The 16,018-nt window shown below is 64.2% G+C and carries 15 protein-coding genes and 1 pseudogene; 15 read left to right on the forward strand and 1 reads right to left on the reverse strand.

The features are described 5' to 3' along the window. Positions 1–117: 117 nt before the first annotated feature. The 11 genes and pseudogenes from ACVIN2_RS00965 (at position 118) to fabZ (ending at position 12,061) form a co-directional block, all read left to right on the forward strand. Positions 118–1,110, forward strand: a complete 993-nt coding sequence (locus tag ACVIN2_RS00965) for a 30S ribosomal protein S2 (RefSeq protein ID WP_007610895.1) — start codon at positions 118–120, stop codon at positions 1,108–1,110. A gap of 131 nt (positions 1,111–1,241) precedes the next feature. Then, positions 1,242–2,165 carry a translation elongation factor Ts gene (gene tsf / locus ACVIN2_RS00970; RefSeq protein ID WP_106944997.1) on the forward strand — a complete coding sequence of 308 codons (924 nt, stop codon included), beginning with the start codon at positions 1,242–1,244 and terminating at the stop codon, positions 2,163–2,165. Positions 2,166–2,225: 60 nt separating this feature from the next. After that, a complete protein-coding gene (pyrH, locus tag ACVIN2_RS00975) occupies positions 2,226–2,942 on the forward strand; it encodes a UMP kinase (protein ID WP_018455040.1) in 717 nt (238 codons plus the stop codon). Between the two features lie 67 nt (positions 2,943–3,009). Next, positions 3,010–3,574: pseudogene (gene frr, locus ACVIN2_RS00980) on the forward strand (ribosome recycling factor). Between the two features lie 93 nt (positions 3,575–3,667). Next, positions 3,668–4,426, forward strand: coding sequence for an isoprenyl transferase (locus ACVIN2_RS00985; RefSeq protein ID WP_027518195.1), 759 nt, complete (start codon positions 3,668–3,670; stop codon positions 4,424–4,426). A 53-nt stretch (positions 4,427–4,479) separates the two neighbouring features. After that, positions 4,480–5,265 carry a phosphatidate cytidylyltransferase gene (locus ACVIN2_RS00990; protein WP_456764136.1) on the forward strand — a complete coding sequence of 262 codons (786 nt, stop codon included), beginning with the start codon at positions 4,480–4,482 and terminating at the stop codon, positions 5,263–5,265. A gap of 4 nt (positions 5,266–5,269) precedes the next feature. Beyond that, positions 5,270–6,493 (forward strand): 1-deoxy-D-xylulose-5-phosphate reductoisomerase, encoded by a 1,224-nt coding sequence (gene dxr, locus ACVIN2_RS00995; protein WP_456764137.1) that lies wholly within the window; start codon positions 5,270–5,272, stop codon positions 6,491–6,493. A 44-nt stretch (positions 6,494–6,537) separates the two neighbouring features. After that, positions 6,538–7,689, forward strand: a complete 1,152-nt coding sequence (gene rseP, locus ACVIN2_RS01000; RefSeq protein WP_456764138.1) for an RIP metalloprotease RseP — start codon at positions 6,538–6,540, stop codon at positions 7,687–7,689. 187 nt (positions 7,690–7,876) lie between these two features. Continuing rightward, positions 7,877–10,411: an outer membrane protein assembly factor BamA gene (gene bamA / locus ACVIN2_RS01005; RefSeq protein WP_456764139.1), complete on the forward strand. Its 2,535-nt coding sequence runs from the start codon at positions 7,877–7,879 to the stop codon at positions 10,409–10,411. Positions 10,412–10,535: 124 nt separating this feature from the next. Beyond that, positions 10,536–11,603: a UDP-3-O-(3-hydroxymyristoyl)glucosamine N-acyltransferase gene (lpxD, locus tag ACVIN2_RS01010; protein WP_456764140.1), complete on the forward strand. Its 1,068-nt coding sequence runs from the start codon at positions 10,536–10,538 to the stop codon at positions 11,601–11,603. 41 nt (positions 11,604–11,644) lie between these two features. Then, entirely contained in the window at positions 11,645–12,061 is a 417-nt protein-coding gene (fabZ, locus tag ACVIN2_RS01015; protein WP_456769621.1) for a 3-hydroxyacyl-ACP dehydratase FabZ, read from the forward strand. Between the two features lie 6 nt (positions 12,062–12,067). On the opposite strand, the gene ACVIN2_RS01020 is transcribed toward fabZ, so the two are convergent. After that, positions 12,068–12,412, reverse strand: coding sequence for a KTSC domain-containing protein (locus ACVIN2_RS01020; protein WP_456764141.1), 345 nt, complete (start codon positions 12,410–12,412; stop codon positions 12,068–12,070). A gap of 175 nt (positions 12,413–12,587) precedes the next feature. Between ACVIN2_RS01020 and lpxA the strand changes: the two genes are divergently transcribed. The 4 genes from lpxA (at position 12,588) to ACVIN2_RS01040 (ending at position 15,944) form a co-directional block, all read left to right on the forward strand. After that, positions 12,588–13,379, forward strand: coding sequence for an acyl-ACP--UDP-N-acetylglucosamine O-acyltransferase (gene lpxA / locus ACVIN2_RS01025; protein ID WP_456764142.1), 792 nt, complete (start codon positions 12,588–12,590; stop codon positions 13,377–13,379). Between the two features lie 19 nt (positions 13,380–13,398). Then, the gene (locus ACVIN2_RS01030) at positions 13,399–14,256 is read left to right on the forward strand and encodes an LpxI family protein (protein WP_456769622.1); all 858 of its coding nucleotides are present in this window, start codon (positions 13,399–13,401) and stop codon (positions 14,254–14,256) included. After that, positions 14,253–15,437: a lipid-A-disaccharide synthase gene (lpxB, locus tag ACVIN2_RS01035; RefSeq protein ID WP_456764143.1), complete on the forward strand. Its 1,185-nt coding sequence runs from the start codon at positions 14,253–14,255 to the stop codon at positions 15,435–15,437. Before ACVIN2_RS01030 ends, lpxB begins: the two co-directional genes overlap by 4 nt. A 114-nt stretch (positions 15,438–15,551) precedes the next feature. Further along, positions 15,552–15,944 carry a hypothetical protein gene (locus ACVIN2_RS01040; protein WP_456764144.1) on the forward strand — a complete coding sequence of 131 codons (393 nt, stop codon included), beginning with the start codon at positions 15,552–15,554 and terminating at the stop codon, positions 15,942–15,944. Positions 15,945–16,018: the final 74 nt, after the last annotated feature.

Below are 16,018 nucleotides of genomic sequence, written 5' to 3' on the forward strand. Positions count from 1 at the left end.
TACACCGCGCCATCTCACACGGAAGCATGGCTCACAAGGCCGTCCGGTGGCAGCCGGGGCGACAACGCTCTGTCCTGCTCACACGCTTCCGGAGGAACCAACCGGAGAATTAGAACGATGGCACTACCCGATTTCACTATGCGTCAGCTCCTCGAAGCCGGCGTGCACTTTGGTCACCAGTCTCACCGCTGGAATCCGAAAATGGCGCCGTTCATTTTCGGCGCTCGCAACAACATCCACATCGTCGACCTCGCGCAGACCGTGCCGTTGCTGCACAACGCCTTGCAGGCGGTCAGCGACACCGTCGCCAAGGGCGGCCGCATCCTGTTCGTGGGCACCAAGCGCCAGGCGCAGGACGGCGTTGCCGACGCAGCCAAGCGCTGCGCTCAGTACTTCGTCAATTCGCGCTGGCTCGGCGGCACGCTGACCAACTGGAAGACGATCTCGGGCTCGATCAAGCGCCTGCGTCATCTCGACGACGTGCTCGCCGGCGGCGATGCCTCCTCCTACACCAAGAAGGAGCGCCTGACGCTTCAGCGCGAGCGTGACAAGCTCGACCGCTCGCTCGGCGGCATCAAGGACATGGGCGGTCTGCCCGACCTGATCTTCGTGATCGACACCAACAAGGAAGACATCGCGATCCAGGAAGCCCAGCGGCTCAACATCCCGGTCGCGGCGATCGTCGACACCAATTCGGATCCGAAGGGCATCACCTATGTGGTGCCGGGAAATGACGACGCCGGCCGCGCTATTGCGCTCTATTGCGATCTGATCGCGCGTGCTGCGATTGACGGCATTTCGCGCGCCCAGGGCGATTCTGGCATCGACGTCGGCGCTTCGGTTCGGCCGGTCGCAGAAGAGCTGCCGGCCGCCACGAGCGGCTTCCAGGGCCTCGCCGGTCCGCGCGGCACCTCCGACGACCTCAAGAAGCTCCCGGGCGTGTCGGGCGCGATCGAGAAGAAGTTCAACGACCTCGGCATCTTCCACTTCTGGCAGTTGGCCGAGCTCGATCACGACACTGCGCACAAGATCGGCGAAGAAGTCGGCCTGCCGAGCCGCGCGGACGCCTGGGTGGCCAAGGCCAAGGCGCTGACCGCGGAAGCGGAATAGTCAAAAAGAGCGATGGGTTGGCCGGACAAGCTCCGGCCACCATTTCAGTTGACGCGAATTCCTGAGATGGACCGCGGCGAGGCGATTTGGCCGCGCCGCGGCAAACCGGCAGGCAAAAAGGATTTTGAACGATGGCAACGATCACAGCTGCGATGGTCAAGGACCTGCGCGAGTCGACCGGCGCAGGCATGATGGACTGCAAGGCCGCGCTGACCGAAAACGACGGCAACATGGAAGCGGCGCAGGATTGGCTGCGCAAGAAGGGCCTGTCGAAGGCCGCCAAGAAGTCGGGCCGCGTCGCCGCCGAGGGTCTGATCGGTGCGCTCATCAAGGGCAACAAGGGCGTCGTGGTCGAGGTCAATTCCGAGACCGATTTCGTCGCGCGCAACGGCCAGTTTCAGGGCCTCGTCAAGATGATCGCCCAGGTCGCATTCAACGTCGGCGCCGATGTCGAGAAGATCAAGGCCGCCAAGGTCGGCGACGTCACGATCGAAACTGCGATCAATGACGCGATCGCCACCATCGGCGAGAACATGACGCTGCGCCGCGCAGCGTCGCTCGAAGTCAGCCAGGGCGTGGTGTCGAGCTACGTCCACGGCGCCGTCGTCGAGGGCGCCGGCAAGATGGGCGTGATCGTGGCGCTGGAATCGCCGGGCAAAGCGGACGAGCTCGCAACGCTTGGCCGCCAGATCGCGATGCATGTCGCGGCCGCCAACCCGCTGGCGCTCGATCCGTCCGGTCTCGATCCGGCGGTCGTCAAGCGCGAGAAGGACGTGCTCGCCGACAAATATCGCCAGCAGGGCAAGCCCGAGAACGTGATCGAGAAGATCGTCGAGTCCGGCCTGAAGACCTATTACAAGGAAGTCTGCCTGCTCGAGCAGGCCTTCATCCACGACACCGGCAAGTCGGTGGCGCAGGCGGTGAAGGAAGCCGAAGGCAAGGTCGGCGGCGCGGTGAAGATCGCGGGCTTTGTGCGCTATGCTCTCGGTGAGGGAATCGAGAAGCAGGAAAGCGACTTCGCGGCCGAGGTCGCAGCGGCCAGCGGCAAGAAGTAAGCGCCGGAACGTTCCCTCCGGCGTGCCGCCGGAAGCGGCGCCCGGACAAGGAAAGTGCTCATGACTGATCCGGTCTATCGTCGCGTCGTGATCAAGCTGTCCGGCGAATATCTCGCGGGACCGCAGGGTTTTGGCATTGATCAGCCGACCATCGACCGGGTCGCCGACGATCTGATCGCAGCCCGCCATCTCGGCACCGAAGTCGCCGTCGTGATCGGCGGCGGCAACCTCTTTCGCGGCGTCGAGGTCTCCTCGCGCGGGGTGTCGCGCCCGACCGGCGACACCATGGGCATGCTCGCCACGATGATGAACTGCCTCGCGCTCGAAGCCACGATCGAGCGCAAGGGCACGCCTGCACGCACGCTGTCGGCCTTCGTCATGCCCGAGATTTCCGAGCTGTTCACCCGCACCGCGGCACACAAATACCTCGCCGAGGGTCGGATCGTGCTGCTCGGCGGCGGAACCGGTAATCCGTTCTTCACCACCGACACGACCGCGGTGCTGCGCGCAGCCGAGATCGGCGCCCAGGCGGTGCTGAAGGCGACCAATGTCGACGGTGTCTACTCAGCCGACCCGAAGAAAGACCCGACGGCGACGCGATTCGACCGTCTGACCCATTCGCAGGCGATCGAGGGCGGCTACAAGGTGATGGATGCGACCGCCTTCGCGCTTGCCCGCGAGACGTCGCTGCCTATCATTGTGTTCTCGATCGCGGAGCCGGGTTCGATCGGCGCTGTACTGCGTGGCGGCGGCCACGGAACCATTGTCGCCGGCTGACGGCTTGTCGTTGCGCCCTCGAGGGAAGGGCGCGGAGAGGTCGCCGGGATTTTGAAGGAGAAACGTGATGGCCACGGATAATTTCGATCTCAACGAAGTCAAACGCCGCATGCAGGGCGCGATCCAGTCGCTCAAGCACGAGCTTGGCGGCCTGCGCACCGGTCGCGCCTCAGCCTCGATGCTCGATCCGGTGCAGGTCGACGCCTATGGCAGCCACATGCCGCTGAACCAGCTCGCCACCGTCAGCGTGCCGGAGCCGCGCCTGATCTCGGTGCAGGTCTGGGACAAGTCGATGGTCAAGGCGGTGGAGAAGGCGATCGTCGATTCCAATCTCGGCCTGTCGCCGGCGACCGAAGGCCAGGTGCTGCGCCTGCGCATCCCCGAGCTCAATGAGGAGCGTCGCAAGGAGCTCGTCAAGGTCGCGCACAAATACGCGGAAGCCGCCAAGGTCGCCGCGCGCCATGTCCGCCCGCGACGGTCTCGACGTCCTCAAGAAGCTCGAGAAGAATCACGAGATGTCCGAGGACGATCAGAAGCGCCACGCCGACGACGTGCAGAAGGCGACCGACGGCACGATCTCCGAGATCGACCAGTTGCTGGCCGCCAAGGAAAAAGAAATCCTCACCGTTTAAAGCGCGCTGGATCGCGCTTTAGGTTATTGTTCGCGCATGATCTTTTCGGAAAGCCGCTTCGCACTCCTCCGGATCATGCTTTAAGGCAGCCTCATGTCCAACGCCGCCGCGCCCGCAACGGAAGGACCCGATCGGTCCGATGCGCCTGCGCATGTCGCCATCATCATGGATGGCAACGGACGTTGGGCGGCCGCGCGCGGCTTGCCACGGGCGGAAGGCCATCGCCGCGGCGTCGAGGCCCTGCGCCGCGTGGTTCGCGCGTCGCATGAGCTTGGCATCCGCTATCTCACCATCTTCTCCTTCAGCTCGGAAAACTGGTCGCGTCCGGCGAGCGAAATCGGCGATCTGTTCGGCCTGCTGCGCCGCTTCATCCGCAATGATCTGGCAAGCCTGCATCGCGACGGCGTGAAGGTCCGCATCATCGGCGAGCGGGACGGGCTGGAGGGCGACATCTGCGCGCTCCTCAACGAGGCGGAGGAACTGACGCGCGACAACACGCGGCTCACGCTCGTCGTCGCCTTCAATTACGGCTCGCGCCAGGAGATCGCGAAGGCGGCGCAGAAGCTCGCGCGCGAAGTCGCCGAGGGCCGGCGCAATCCTGATACGATCGATGCCGAGACCCTGGGGGCGCATCTCGACGCACCCGACATTCCCGATCCCGATCTCATCATCCGCACCAGCGGCGAGCAGCGGCTGTCCAACTTCCTGATGTGGCAGGCCGCCTATAGCGAGCTTGTCTTCGTGCCGATTCACTGGCCCGATTTCGACAAGGCGGCGCTGGAAGGCGCAATCGCCGAATTCGCCAGGCGCGAGCGCCGTTTCGGCGGCCTGGTCGCGAAAACCGCCTCGTGAGCGAACCCGATCCCGCGCCGGCCGGCTCTCAGCCTGCCCCGAGCAATCTTGTGATGCGAATCCTCGCAGCGCTGGTGCTGGCGCCGCTCGCCATTGCGCTCGCTTATGCCGGCGGCTGGATGTGGGCGCTGCTCGTCACCCTGGTGTCGATCGGACTGTTCGCGGAATGGCTGATGGTGGTGGGCGCAGGCTCGACCGCGCTGACCGGCGCGGGGACGATCGTCATCGCCACGATGGGCTTGTGCGTTGCCTTCGGCGCGCTGAAGACCGCAATCATCACCGGCCTGATTGGCGGCGCGATCGTGACGGTGATCGCGCGGGGCAAGTTCGTGTGGGCTGCCTCCGGATTCGCCTATGCGTCGGCGGCGCTACTGGCCTCGATCCTGCTGCGGAAGGATCTCGTGAACGGCTTCGCCGCGCTGATGTTCGTGCTGCTCGTGGTGTGGGCGACCGATATCGGTGGCTATTTCGCCGGCCGCGGCATCGGCGGACCGAAGCTGTGGCCGCGCGTCAGCCCGAAGAAGACCTGGTCGGGCGCGCTCGGCGGCTTTGCCGCGAGCCTTTTGGTCGCGGTCGGCTTTGCCGCTTGCGGGCTTGGAAAGATAGTTCCATTGCTGCTCGTCAGCGCGGTCCTGTCGGTCGTGTCGGCCTGCGGCGATCTGTTCGAATCCGCGGTCAAGCGGCGCTTCGATGTCAAGGATTCCAGTCACTTAATTCCCGGCCACGGCGGGCTATTGGACCGTCTGGACGGTTTTGTCGCTGCCATCCTGGTGGCATGGATTATCGGCTTCCTCCGCCATGGTGTGCATAGCGCCGGAAGCGGTCTTATGGTTTGGTGAAGATATGAGCGCGGTTCCATTGCGTAACAACAAGGCTGCGGCGTCGACCGTCCGCAGCGTCACGGTTCTCGGCGCCACCGGCTCGATCGGCGACAGCACGATGGATCTGCTGCGCGCCTCTCCCGAGCGCTACCGTGTCGAGGCGCTGACGGCGAACAGCAATGTCGAAGCGCTGGCAAAACTCGCGAAAGAGTTTTCCGCGCGCTACGTCGCGATCGCCGACACTTCCAAATTTGCCGAGCTCAAGGCTGCGCTCGCGGGCACCGGCACCGAATGCGGCGCCGGCGAAAGCGCGGTGATCGAGGCCGGCGCGCGTCCGGCCGATTGGGTGATGGCCGCCGTGAGTGGCGCGGCCGGGCTGAAGCCGGCACTGGCGGCGGTCGATCGCGGCGCGCATGTCGCGCTCGCCAACAAGGAATGTCTCGTCTGCGCCGGTGATTTCTTCATGCAGCGCGCGGCGAAAGCGGGCGCCTGTATCCTGCCTGCGGATTCCGAGCACAACGCGCTGTTCCAGGCGCTCGCCTCGGGCAATCGCGACGAGCTCGTCCGTGTCATCATCACGGCCTCCGGCGGTCCGTTCCGGACCTGGAAGCCTGCCGACATCGAGCAGGCGACACTCGCGCAAGCCCTGAAGCATCCGAACTGGAGCATGGGCCAGAAAATCACGATCGATTCCGCCTCGATGATGAACAAGGGGCTCGAGGTGATCGAGGCCTCCTATCTGTTTGCGCTGAGCCCGGACGAGATCGACGTCCTCGTTCATCCGCAGTCGATCATCCACGGCATGGTCGAGTTCTCCGACCGTTCAGTCATGGCCCAGCTCGGCTCCCCCGACATGCGTACGCCGATCGCGCATTGCCTCGGCTGGCCCGACCGCATCAAGGGTCCGGCCGCCAAGCTCGATCTGGCCAAGATCGGCCAATTGACCTTCGAGGCGCCGGATTTCGAGCGCTTCCCCGGGCTGCGCCTGGCCTTCGATTCGCTCCGGACCGGGAAGGGGGCGACCACCGTCTACAACGCCGCCAACGAGGTCGCGGTCGCCGCCTTCATCGCGGGCAAGATCCGGTTCGGCGCGATTGCCCGGCTGGTGGAGGCGACGCTGGACGACTGGGTTCGTGGCGGGAACCAGGCCCCGCTGACGTCAGCGGACGATGCAATCGCTGTTGACCATGTTGCGCGAAATAGGGCTGCCGCCCTATTGCCTCAAATTGCCTTAAAGGCATCCTAGATGGTTCGGGGCCAGGGCCTTGCGGCGCTGGATGAGGGAATTCGATGATCGACTTTTTCGTCCATAGTTTCAATACGTTGAGCCATGGGCTCCTCGGCTACGCGGTTCCCTTCCTGTTCGTCTTGACCATCGTCGTGTTCTTCCATGAGCTCGGCCATTTCCTGGTCGCGCGCTGGGCGGGCGTTCGCGTGTTAACTTTTTCGCTCGGTTTCGGACCTGAGCTGGTCGGCTTCAACGATCGCCATGGCACCCGCTGGAAGATCTCGGCGATCCCGCTCGGCGGCTACGTCAAGTTCTTCGGCGACGAGAGCGAGGCTTCGACCCCGTCATCCGAGAAGCTTGCGGCCATGACGGCCGAGGAGCGCGCCGGCAGCTTCCATCACAAGAAGGTCGGCCCGCGCGCCGCCATCGTTGCCGCTGGACCGATGGCCAATTTCATCCTGGGAGCGCTGATCTTCGCCGGCATGGCGCTGTATTACGGCAAGCCGAGCACGATCGCGCGCGTCGACGGTGTCGTCGCCGACGGCGCTGCGGCGGCAGCCGGCTTCAAGATCGGCGACGTCGTCGTCCAGATTGACGGCAAGCCGATCGAAAGCTTTGCCGACATGCAGCGCATGGTTGCGATGAATGCCGGTTCGCCGCTTGCCTTCCAGGTCAAGCGCGACGGCGCCATCGTGTCGCTGACCGCGACGCCGGCGCTGCTCGAGCGCAAGGATCCCTTCGGCAACAGCCACCGTCTCGGCGTGCTCGGCGTCGAGCACAAGTCCCAGGCGGGTGAAGCCTCGACGTCGCCGGTCGGCATCGGCGAAGCGCTCAAGATCGGGGTTGAGCAGGTCTGGTTCATCATCACCAGCACCTTCAAGTTCCTGGGCTCGTTGTTCGTCGGGAACGGCAATCCGAACGAGGTCAGCGGCGTGCTTGGCATTGCCAAGATGTCGGGGCAGGCGGCCAGCGCCGGGTTCCAGTTCGTGATCAACCTCTGCGCGGTGCTATCGGTGTCGATCGGCCTGCTGAATCTGTTCCCGATCCCGCTGCTCGATGGCGGTCACCTTATGTTCTATGCGGCGGAGGTTGCCCGTGGTCGGCCCCTGTCCGAGCGGACTCAGGAGATGGGGTTCCGAATCGGGCTGGGCTTGGTGCTGATGTTGATGGTGTTTGCGACCTATAACGACATCCTGCGGATGGCCGCATCCTGATAGGGGCTTTTTTGTGGCGTTGCCCGGGCGTTGCTCTTGGGCAACGTCTTGGAATGAAAATGAAATTACGGCGCGCTCGACCGTTTGCGGCGTCGGTGAAATTGTCTACAAGCGGCTTGAACTTGGGGAATCTCCAGACCGGCGTTGGGGTTGGGTCTGGTACGGAATGATAAGGGCGCGTTGCGCAATGAAGTTTGGACTGCGACTCCGGGGGGGCTTGCTCGCAACCCTGATCATGTTCGGCGCGCCGGTGCTTGCCCCGGTTGGGGCTGCCTTTGTGTCTTCGTCTGCGCTTGCTCAGACCGTGCAGTCGATTTCCGTCGAGGGAAATCGCCGGGTCGAGGTGGAGACGATCCGCTCCTACTTCAAGCCGGGTCCCGGCGGTCGCCTCGATCAGGGTGCCATCGACGACGGCCTCAAGGCGCTGATCGAGACCGGCCTGTTCCAGGACGTCAGGATCAACCGCGGTGCCGGTGGCCAGATCGTCGTCTCCGTGGTGGAAAACCCGGTGATCGGCCGCATTGCCTTCGAGGGCAACAAGAAGATCAAGGACGAGCAGCTCACCGGAGAAGTCCAGTCCAAGGCGCGCGGCACCTTCTCCCGCGCCATGGTGCAGTCCGACACGCTGCGAATCGCCGAAATCTATCGCCGTTCGGGCCGCTACGACGTCCGCGTCACGCCTGAAGTCATCGAGCAGCCGAACAACCGCGTCGATCTCATCTTCACGGTCGAGGAGGGCGCCAAGACCGGCGTCAAGTCGATCGAGTTCGTCGGCAACAACGCGTACTCGTCGTACCGCCTGCGCGACGTCATCAAGACGCACGAATCGAACCTGCTGAGCTTCCTCGCCAGCAGCGACATCTACGATCCCGATCGGGTCGAGGCCGACCGCGACCTGATCCGCCGCTTCTATCTCAAGAACGGTTTCGCCGACGTCCAGGTCGTCGCCGCGCTCACCGAATACGATCCGGAGAAGAAGGGCTTCAACGTCACCTTCAAGATCGAGGAAGGCTCGCAATACCGGGTCGGCTCGATCGACTTCCGCTCCAGCATTCCGAACTTCGATGCCACCTCGATGCGCAACTATTCGCGCGTCAATGTCGGTTCGCTCTACAACGTCGAATCGGTCGAGAAGTCGGTCGAGGAGATGCAGATCGAAGCCTCGCGGCGCGGTTATGCCTTCGCCGTGGTCCGTCCCGGCGGCGACCGCAACTTCGAGGCGCACACCGTGTCGGTCGTGTTCAACATCGACGAGGGTCCGCGCACCTATATCGAGCGCATCAATCTGCGCGGCAACACCCGCACGCGCGACTACGTGATTCGTCGCGAGTTCGACGTCTCCGAGGGCGATGCCTACAACCGCGCGCTGGTCGACCGTGCCGAGCGCCGCTTGAAGAACCTCGACTATTTCAAGAGCGTGAAGATCACGACGGAGCCCGGCTCGTCGAGCGACCGCGTGATCCTGCTCGTGGACATGGAAGAGAAATCGACCGGCGACTTCTCGGTCTCGGGTGGTTATTCCACCACCGACGGCGCGCTGGCCGAAGTCTCGGTCTCCGAACGCAATTTGCTCGGCCGCGGCCTGTTCGCCAAGGCGGCGGTGACCTACGGCCAGTATGCCCGCGGCTACTCGCTGTCATTCGTCGAGCCCTATCTGCTCGACTACCGGGTCGCGCTGGGTCTCGACCTCTATCAGCGCGAGCAGAGGTCCAACAGCTACATCTCCTACGGCACCAAGACGCTCGGCTTCTCGCCGCGCCTCGGCTTCTCCCTGCGTGAAGATCTGTCGCTGCAGGTGCGCTACTCGATCTACAGGCAGGAAATCACGCTGCCGTCGTACCTGGCGAACTGTAACAACGTAGTTGGGTCGGCGGCCTTCAATCCGAGCCCAGCTTTCTCGGCGGCGAGCGGTATTCCTCTGGATCCCTCGACCAACGGCCTCGGCTGCTACAGCGACGGCGAGGCCTCGCTGCCGGTCCGCAAGGAGCTTGCGAACGGCAAGACGTTGACCTCGGCGCTCGGCTACACGCTGACCTACAACACGCTCGACAACAACAAGAACCCCACCGACGGTCTCCTGGTCGATTTCCGGCAGGACTTCGCCGGTGTCGGCGGCGACGTCTCCTACCTGAAGTCGGTTGTCGATGCGAAGTACTACACTCCGCTCGTCTCGGACATCGTCGGCCTGGTCCGGTTGCAGGGCGGCATGCTGAACAAGATGGGCAGCGATCTGCGCATGCTCGACCACTTCCAGATGGGCCCGAACCTCGTCCGCGGCTTTGCCCCGAACGGCATCGGACCGCGCGATTTGAACCCCTTCGGTACGCAGGACGCGCTTGGCGGCACCAAATATTGGGGTGCTTCGCTCGAATTGCAGATGCCGTTCTGGTTCCTGCCGAAGGAAGTGGGTCTGAAGGGCGCCGTCTATGCCGACGCCGGCGGACTGTTCGACTATCAGGGCCCGACGACGTGGTCAGTGACCAACGAAATGACCACGACCAAGAACTCGAGCTGCACGCCGTCGACCGTCAATCCAGCCTCGGCTGGAACCTGCACCGGCCTGGTGTATGACAACGGCAATGCGGTCCGGTCGTCGGTCGGTGTCGGCTTGATCTGGGCCTCGCCGTTCGGTCCGCTGCGCTTCGACTACGCCGTGCCGCTGACCAAGGGCAAGAACGACCGTACGCAGGAGTTCCGGTTCGGCGGCGGCACCTCGTTCTAATTCGAACAGCACGGCACGATCCGGACTACGGAGCCGGTTTCCGAAAGGGATCGTGCCAATCCAGGAGATGAGGCATGATGCGGCTTGGCCGCTTCATGCCGAAGCCGGACCGCGACGGGGTGGAATGGCGCAGCCGACCTTCTTCACACAGCCGCCCGCCTCAGCGCTGGCTGATATAGCCACGCTGACCAAGGCGGAGCTGGTCGATCCCGCCAGGGGCGGCCAAATCATCAGGGGTCTTGCTTCGCTCGACGAAGCCGGCCCGATGCACCTGACGTTCTTCGACAATCTCAAATATGCCGATGAGCTCAAGGCGACCAAGGCCGGTGCTTGCCTGGTGAGCCCGCGCTTCGAGGCTCGGGTGCCCGCGCATGTCACCGTGCTGCGGGCGCCACAGCCGTTCCGCGCTTTCGTCAGGATCGCGCGGGAGTGGCATGGCGACGCGCTCCGGCCGCAATCCTGGACCGGCAACGACGGCATCGCGCCGTCGGCGATCATCGACCCCACGGCCAGGCTGGAGGACGGCGTGATCGTCGATGCCTTGGCCGTGATCGGACCTGACGTGGAGATCGGCAGCGGCACGGTGGTCGGCGTGGGGGCCGTGATCGGCCCGGGCGTCAAGATCGGCCGGGACTGCAATGTCGGGGCACGCACCGCCATCCAGTGCGCGCTGATCGGCAACGACGTGCTGATCCACCCAGGCTGCTCGATCGGCCAGGACGGCTACGGCTTCATCTTCTTCGGCCCCGAGGGCCACCTGAAGGTGCCTCAGACCGGCCGCGTGCTGATCCAGAACAACGTGGAGGTCGGCGCCGGCACCACCATTGATCGTGGGTCCTTGCGCGACACCGTGATCGGCGAGGGGACCAAAATCGACAATCAGGTCCAGATCGGCCACAATGTGACCATTGGCCGGCACTGCCTGCTGGCAGCCCAGATCGGTCTTGCCGGCAGCCTCACCCTCGGCGACAACGTGGCGCTGGGAGCGAAGGTGGGCATCAACAATCACGTCAAGATCGGGGATGGAGCTCAGGTGACTGCCATGAGCGGCGTCAAGGACGACGTCCCTCCCAACGGACGTTGGGGTGGTTTTTTCGCCAAGCCGACCAGGCAATGGTTCAAGGAAATATTGGCGGTGGAGCGCTTGGCGCGCGACAGCAAGGCCGATCCGAAGCAGGAGGAACGGGAGTGACGGACGAAGCACCGGTCAGGTTCGAGCTTGTGGACATCAACATGATCCTGCAAACGCTCCCGCACCGTTTTCCGATGCTGCTGATCGATCGCGTGATCAACATCCGCACCGATTACAGCGGCGTCGGCATCAAGAACGTCACCTTCAACGAGCCGCCGTTCCAGGGCCACTTTCCCGATCGCCCGGTCTATCCCGGCGTCATGATGATCGAAGCGATGGCGCAGACCGCGGGTGTGATCGGCATCAAGTCGGTCGAGGGCACCGATAAGCCGCGGGCTGTGTATTTCCTGACCATCGACAAGTGCAAGTTCCGCAAGCCGGTGCTGCCCGGCGATACCATCGAATACCACATGCGCTCGATCGGCCGCCGCAAGGCCATGTGGTGGTTTCACGGCGACGCCAAGGTCAACGGCCAGGTGGTCGCGGAGGCCGATGTCGGCGCCATGCTGACCGACTGAGCGGGATCAACTTCTCTGGATACGCTCGCGTGCAGGACACGCGTACCGGCTGCCGCTGACCTCGCGCTTGATGTTCTGGTTGAAGAACTGTCCCATGGACGGTGCGCCCAGCAGGCGCTCGACCGTGTCGATTGGCACGCCGCAATAGCGGTCGTAAACGCCGTCCACTGCCACGACGAGGGCCTGCTGCGCACGATCGTAACAGACCCGCTGGAGCACCGTGCTGCGGGTAATGTCGCGGCATTCGAATGTCTTGAGATCGGCGAGGCGGTGTTCGCCGGTCTCGATCGTCTCGGACACGATCGGCGCGGTCACGAGCTGTGCGAGGAGAAGTGCCAAAGCCCTGACCACGATACCTGAAGCTCCGCATGAACTTGTTGATGAGCCGGGAAGGCTGCTTCACCCGGCACTTGAAACACGGAGAGATCATACGTCACTGGACAGATCGGGCATAGTCGCGCTAACCAGCGGAAAACCGAGCGACTTCAACACCTAATCAGACCTTCTTGATGAGTCAGATTGCTTGATGAGTAAGATTGATCCCACCGCACGGATCGCGGACGGCGCCGTGATCGGCGAGGGCACCGAGATCGGCCCCTTCTGCATCATCGGCCCGCATGTCGTGATCGGCAGCAACTGCAAGCTGATCGGACATGTGCATATCACCGCGCAGACCACGATCGGTGACGATTGCACCATCTATCCGTTCGCCTCGCTCGGCACGCCGCCGCAATCGCTCAGCTATCGTGGCGAATTGACGAAGCTCAAGATCGGTTCGGGCTGCACGATCCGCGAGTCCGTGACCATGAACGCCGGTACGGTCGCAGGCGGCGGCATCACAGAGGTCGGCGACCGCAACTATTTCATGAATTGCAGCCATGTCGGCCATGACTGCCATGTCGGCAACGACGTGATCTTCGCGACGTCCGCCACGCTCGGCGGTCACTGCGAGATCGGCGATTTCGTCTTCATCGGCGGTCTGTCCGCGGTGCACCAGTTCACCCGCATCGGCCCGCAGGTTATGGTCGGCGGGGTATGCGGCGTGCGCGACGATGTCATTCCGTTCGGCCTCGTCAACGGCCAGTATGCCGTGCTCGAAGGCCTCAACCTGATCGGCATGAAGCGGCGCAAGTTCACCAAGCAGCGGCTTGCGATCGTGCGCGCGTTCTATCAGAAGCTCTTCCATGGCCCCGCGACCTTTGCCGAACGCCTGGAGGCGGTGCGGCCGCTCGCCGGTGACGATCCGGCGATCGGCGAAATCCTCGACTTCATCGGCAAGGGCAAGCGCCCGCTCTGTCTTCCCGCCATCGCGAAGTGATGATGCGATGGCCCCGGGCATGACATCGGCGGCTTCGGAGATTTCATCGCCGGTCGGCGTGGTCGCTGGCGGCGGCGCGATGCCGTTCGCGGTTGCCGACTCGCTCGCTGCCCGCGGCATCACACCAGTGCTGTTTCCCCTTCGGGGGGCCTGCGATCCGGCTCGGGTGGAAAAATTCCGTCACCGCTGGATCTCGGTCGGCCAGCTCGGCCGTGCCATGCGGCTGTTTCGCGAGGAGGGCTGCCGCGACCTGATCTTCATCGGCACGCTGGTGCGGCCTTCGCTCTCGGAGGTCCGGGTCGACTTCACGACGCTCCGGCTGCTTGGCAATGTCATCCGGGCCTTCCGCGGCGGCGACGATCATTTGTTGTCCGGCGTCGGGCGCATTCTCGAGCAGGGCGGCTTTCGGATGGTCGGCATCAAAGAAGTCGCGCCGGACCTCTTGATGCCCGAGGGCTGCATCAGCCGCGCCTGGCCGAGCGACACCGGCAAGACCGACATCGAGCGCGGACGCGCGGTGCTGACCGCGCTCGGTCCGTTCGACATCGGCCAGGCCGCGGTCGTGATCGATGGTCATGTGGTGGCGGTCGAGGATATCGAGGGCACCGATGCGCTGCTCGCGCGCGTGGCACGGCTGCGCGAAGAGGGCCGCATCCGCGCCGCGTCCGGGCGGGGCGTGCTGGTGAAGGTCCCAAAGAGCGGGCAGGATTTGCGCTTTGACCTGCCGACGATCGGCCCGCGCACCCTCGAGGGCGTCGCCGCGGCAGGGCTGGCCGGGATCGCCGTCGTTGCCGGCAACACCATCGCCGCCGAGCCGCAGGCGATGATCGCGCTCGCCGACGCCAAATATCTCTTCGTCATCGGCCTGCCGGCGTGATGCAAGGCCGCGATCCCACGCGCAAGATCTTCCTGATCGCGACGGAGGAATCCGGCGACCGGCTCGGCAGCGCCTTGATGAAGGTGCTGCGCCAGCGGCTCGGCGACGGCGTCCAGTTCGTGGGTGTCGGCGGCCACACCATGGCGCGCCAGGGGCTCGAGACGCTGTTTCCGATCGAGCAGCTCTCGATCGTCGGCTTCGCCGCGGTCGTGCAGCAATTGCCGAAGATCCTGCGGCTGATCCGCGAGACCGCGGAGGCCGTGACCGAAGCCGCGCCGGATGCGCTCGTTATCATCGACAGCCCCGACTTCACCCACCGTGTCGCTCGCCGCGTGCGGGCGCGCAATCCGGCGATCCCGATCGTCGACTACGTCTCGCCGCAGCTCTGGGCCTGGCGGCCGGGGCGGGCGCGGACCATGCTCGGCTATGTCGACCATGTGCTCGGCCTGTTGCCGTTCGAGCCGGAGGAATATCGCAAGCTCGGCGGTCCGCCATGCAGCTATGTCGGCCATCCCCTGATCGAGCAATTGCCCTCGCTGCGGCCGAACGCTGAGGAGCAGGCGCGCCGTGACGGCGAGCCGCCGGTCTTGCTGGTGCTGCCCGGCAGCCGCCGCAGCGAGATCAGGCACCATCTCGACGTGTTCGGCGCGACGCTCGGCCGACTGCAGACGAACGGCCGCGCGTTCGAACTGATGCTGCCGACCATGCCGCATCTCGAGGCCACCATTCGCGAAGGCATCGCGAACTGGCCGGTCAAGCCTCAGATCGTGGTCGGCGAGAACGAGAAGCGCGCCGCCTTCCGCATCGCGCGCGCGGCACTTGCAAAATCCGGCACGGTGACGCTGGAACTCGCGCTGTCGGGCATTCCGATGGTGACCGCCTATCGCGTCGGCGCGATCGAAGCCTTCATCCTGCGCCGCGCGATCCGCGTCTCCTCGGTGATCCTCGCCAATCTCGTGATCGGCAAGGATGTCATCCCCGAATTCCTGCAGGAAGACTGCACGCCGGAGAAGCTGGCGCCCGCGCTGTCGGACCTTCTGACCGATTCACCACTGCGCCGACAGCAGGTGGAAGCGTTCGCGCAGCTCGACACCATCATGTCGACCGGCAACAAGTCGCCGAGCGTGCTCGCAGCCGACATCGTGCTGGCGACGATGCGCAAGGGCAGGCGGGCTAGCTAGGACGTGTACTCATAAACGTCGGCTTGCCAGCGCAAAGCGGAAGCCTCCTACTTGGGCCTGATCGGCGGCTTGTGACCCGTTGCAGACCTCGCCGAGAGTTGGCATTGTTGTGCGATGTTCAACTACCTGCTTGCCAATATGCGCACATGGTCGCTCTCACTGGCGGTCTATTGCATGACTTTCACGGGCGCGACCGCCTGCACCATCGTGATAGCACGTAGCATCATGTTCGAGCAGGTCCCGGCGGACGTCGATGCGTCCGAGATCATCGAGGCAACAATCCATGATCGCACGCACTTCATCGACGCGCGAGGTCTGCAAGGCGAGCTGTTGAACGCACGTGTTGATCGCGTGATCAAGGGATCAATCAAGACAGACACCGTGAAGATACTTTTGTATGAAGGCTGCCCCCGCGCTAGCGGGGGGCACGGCATCATTCTCGGTAATCTTCAGAGCGATCCGTTACTCGGTCTCGTGCTGATACCGAAGGATCACTTAGTCCGCTGATGGCCCAACTCGGACTCAGGGAGAGGTACGCCAACGCGACCGCTATCGGATACGGAGCGGACCTCTGCGAGGCA

The organism is Bradyrhizobium sp. USDA 3650 (genome assembly GCF_054057395.1).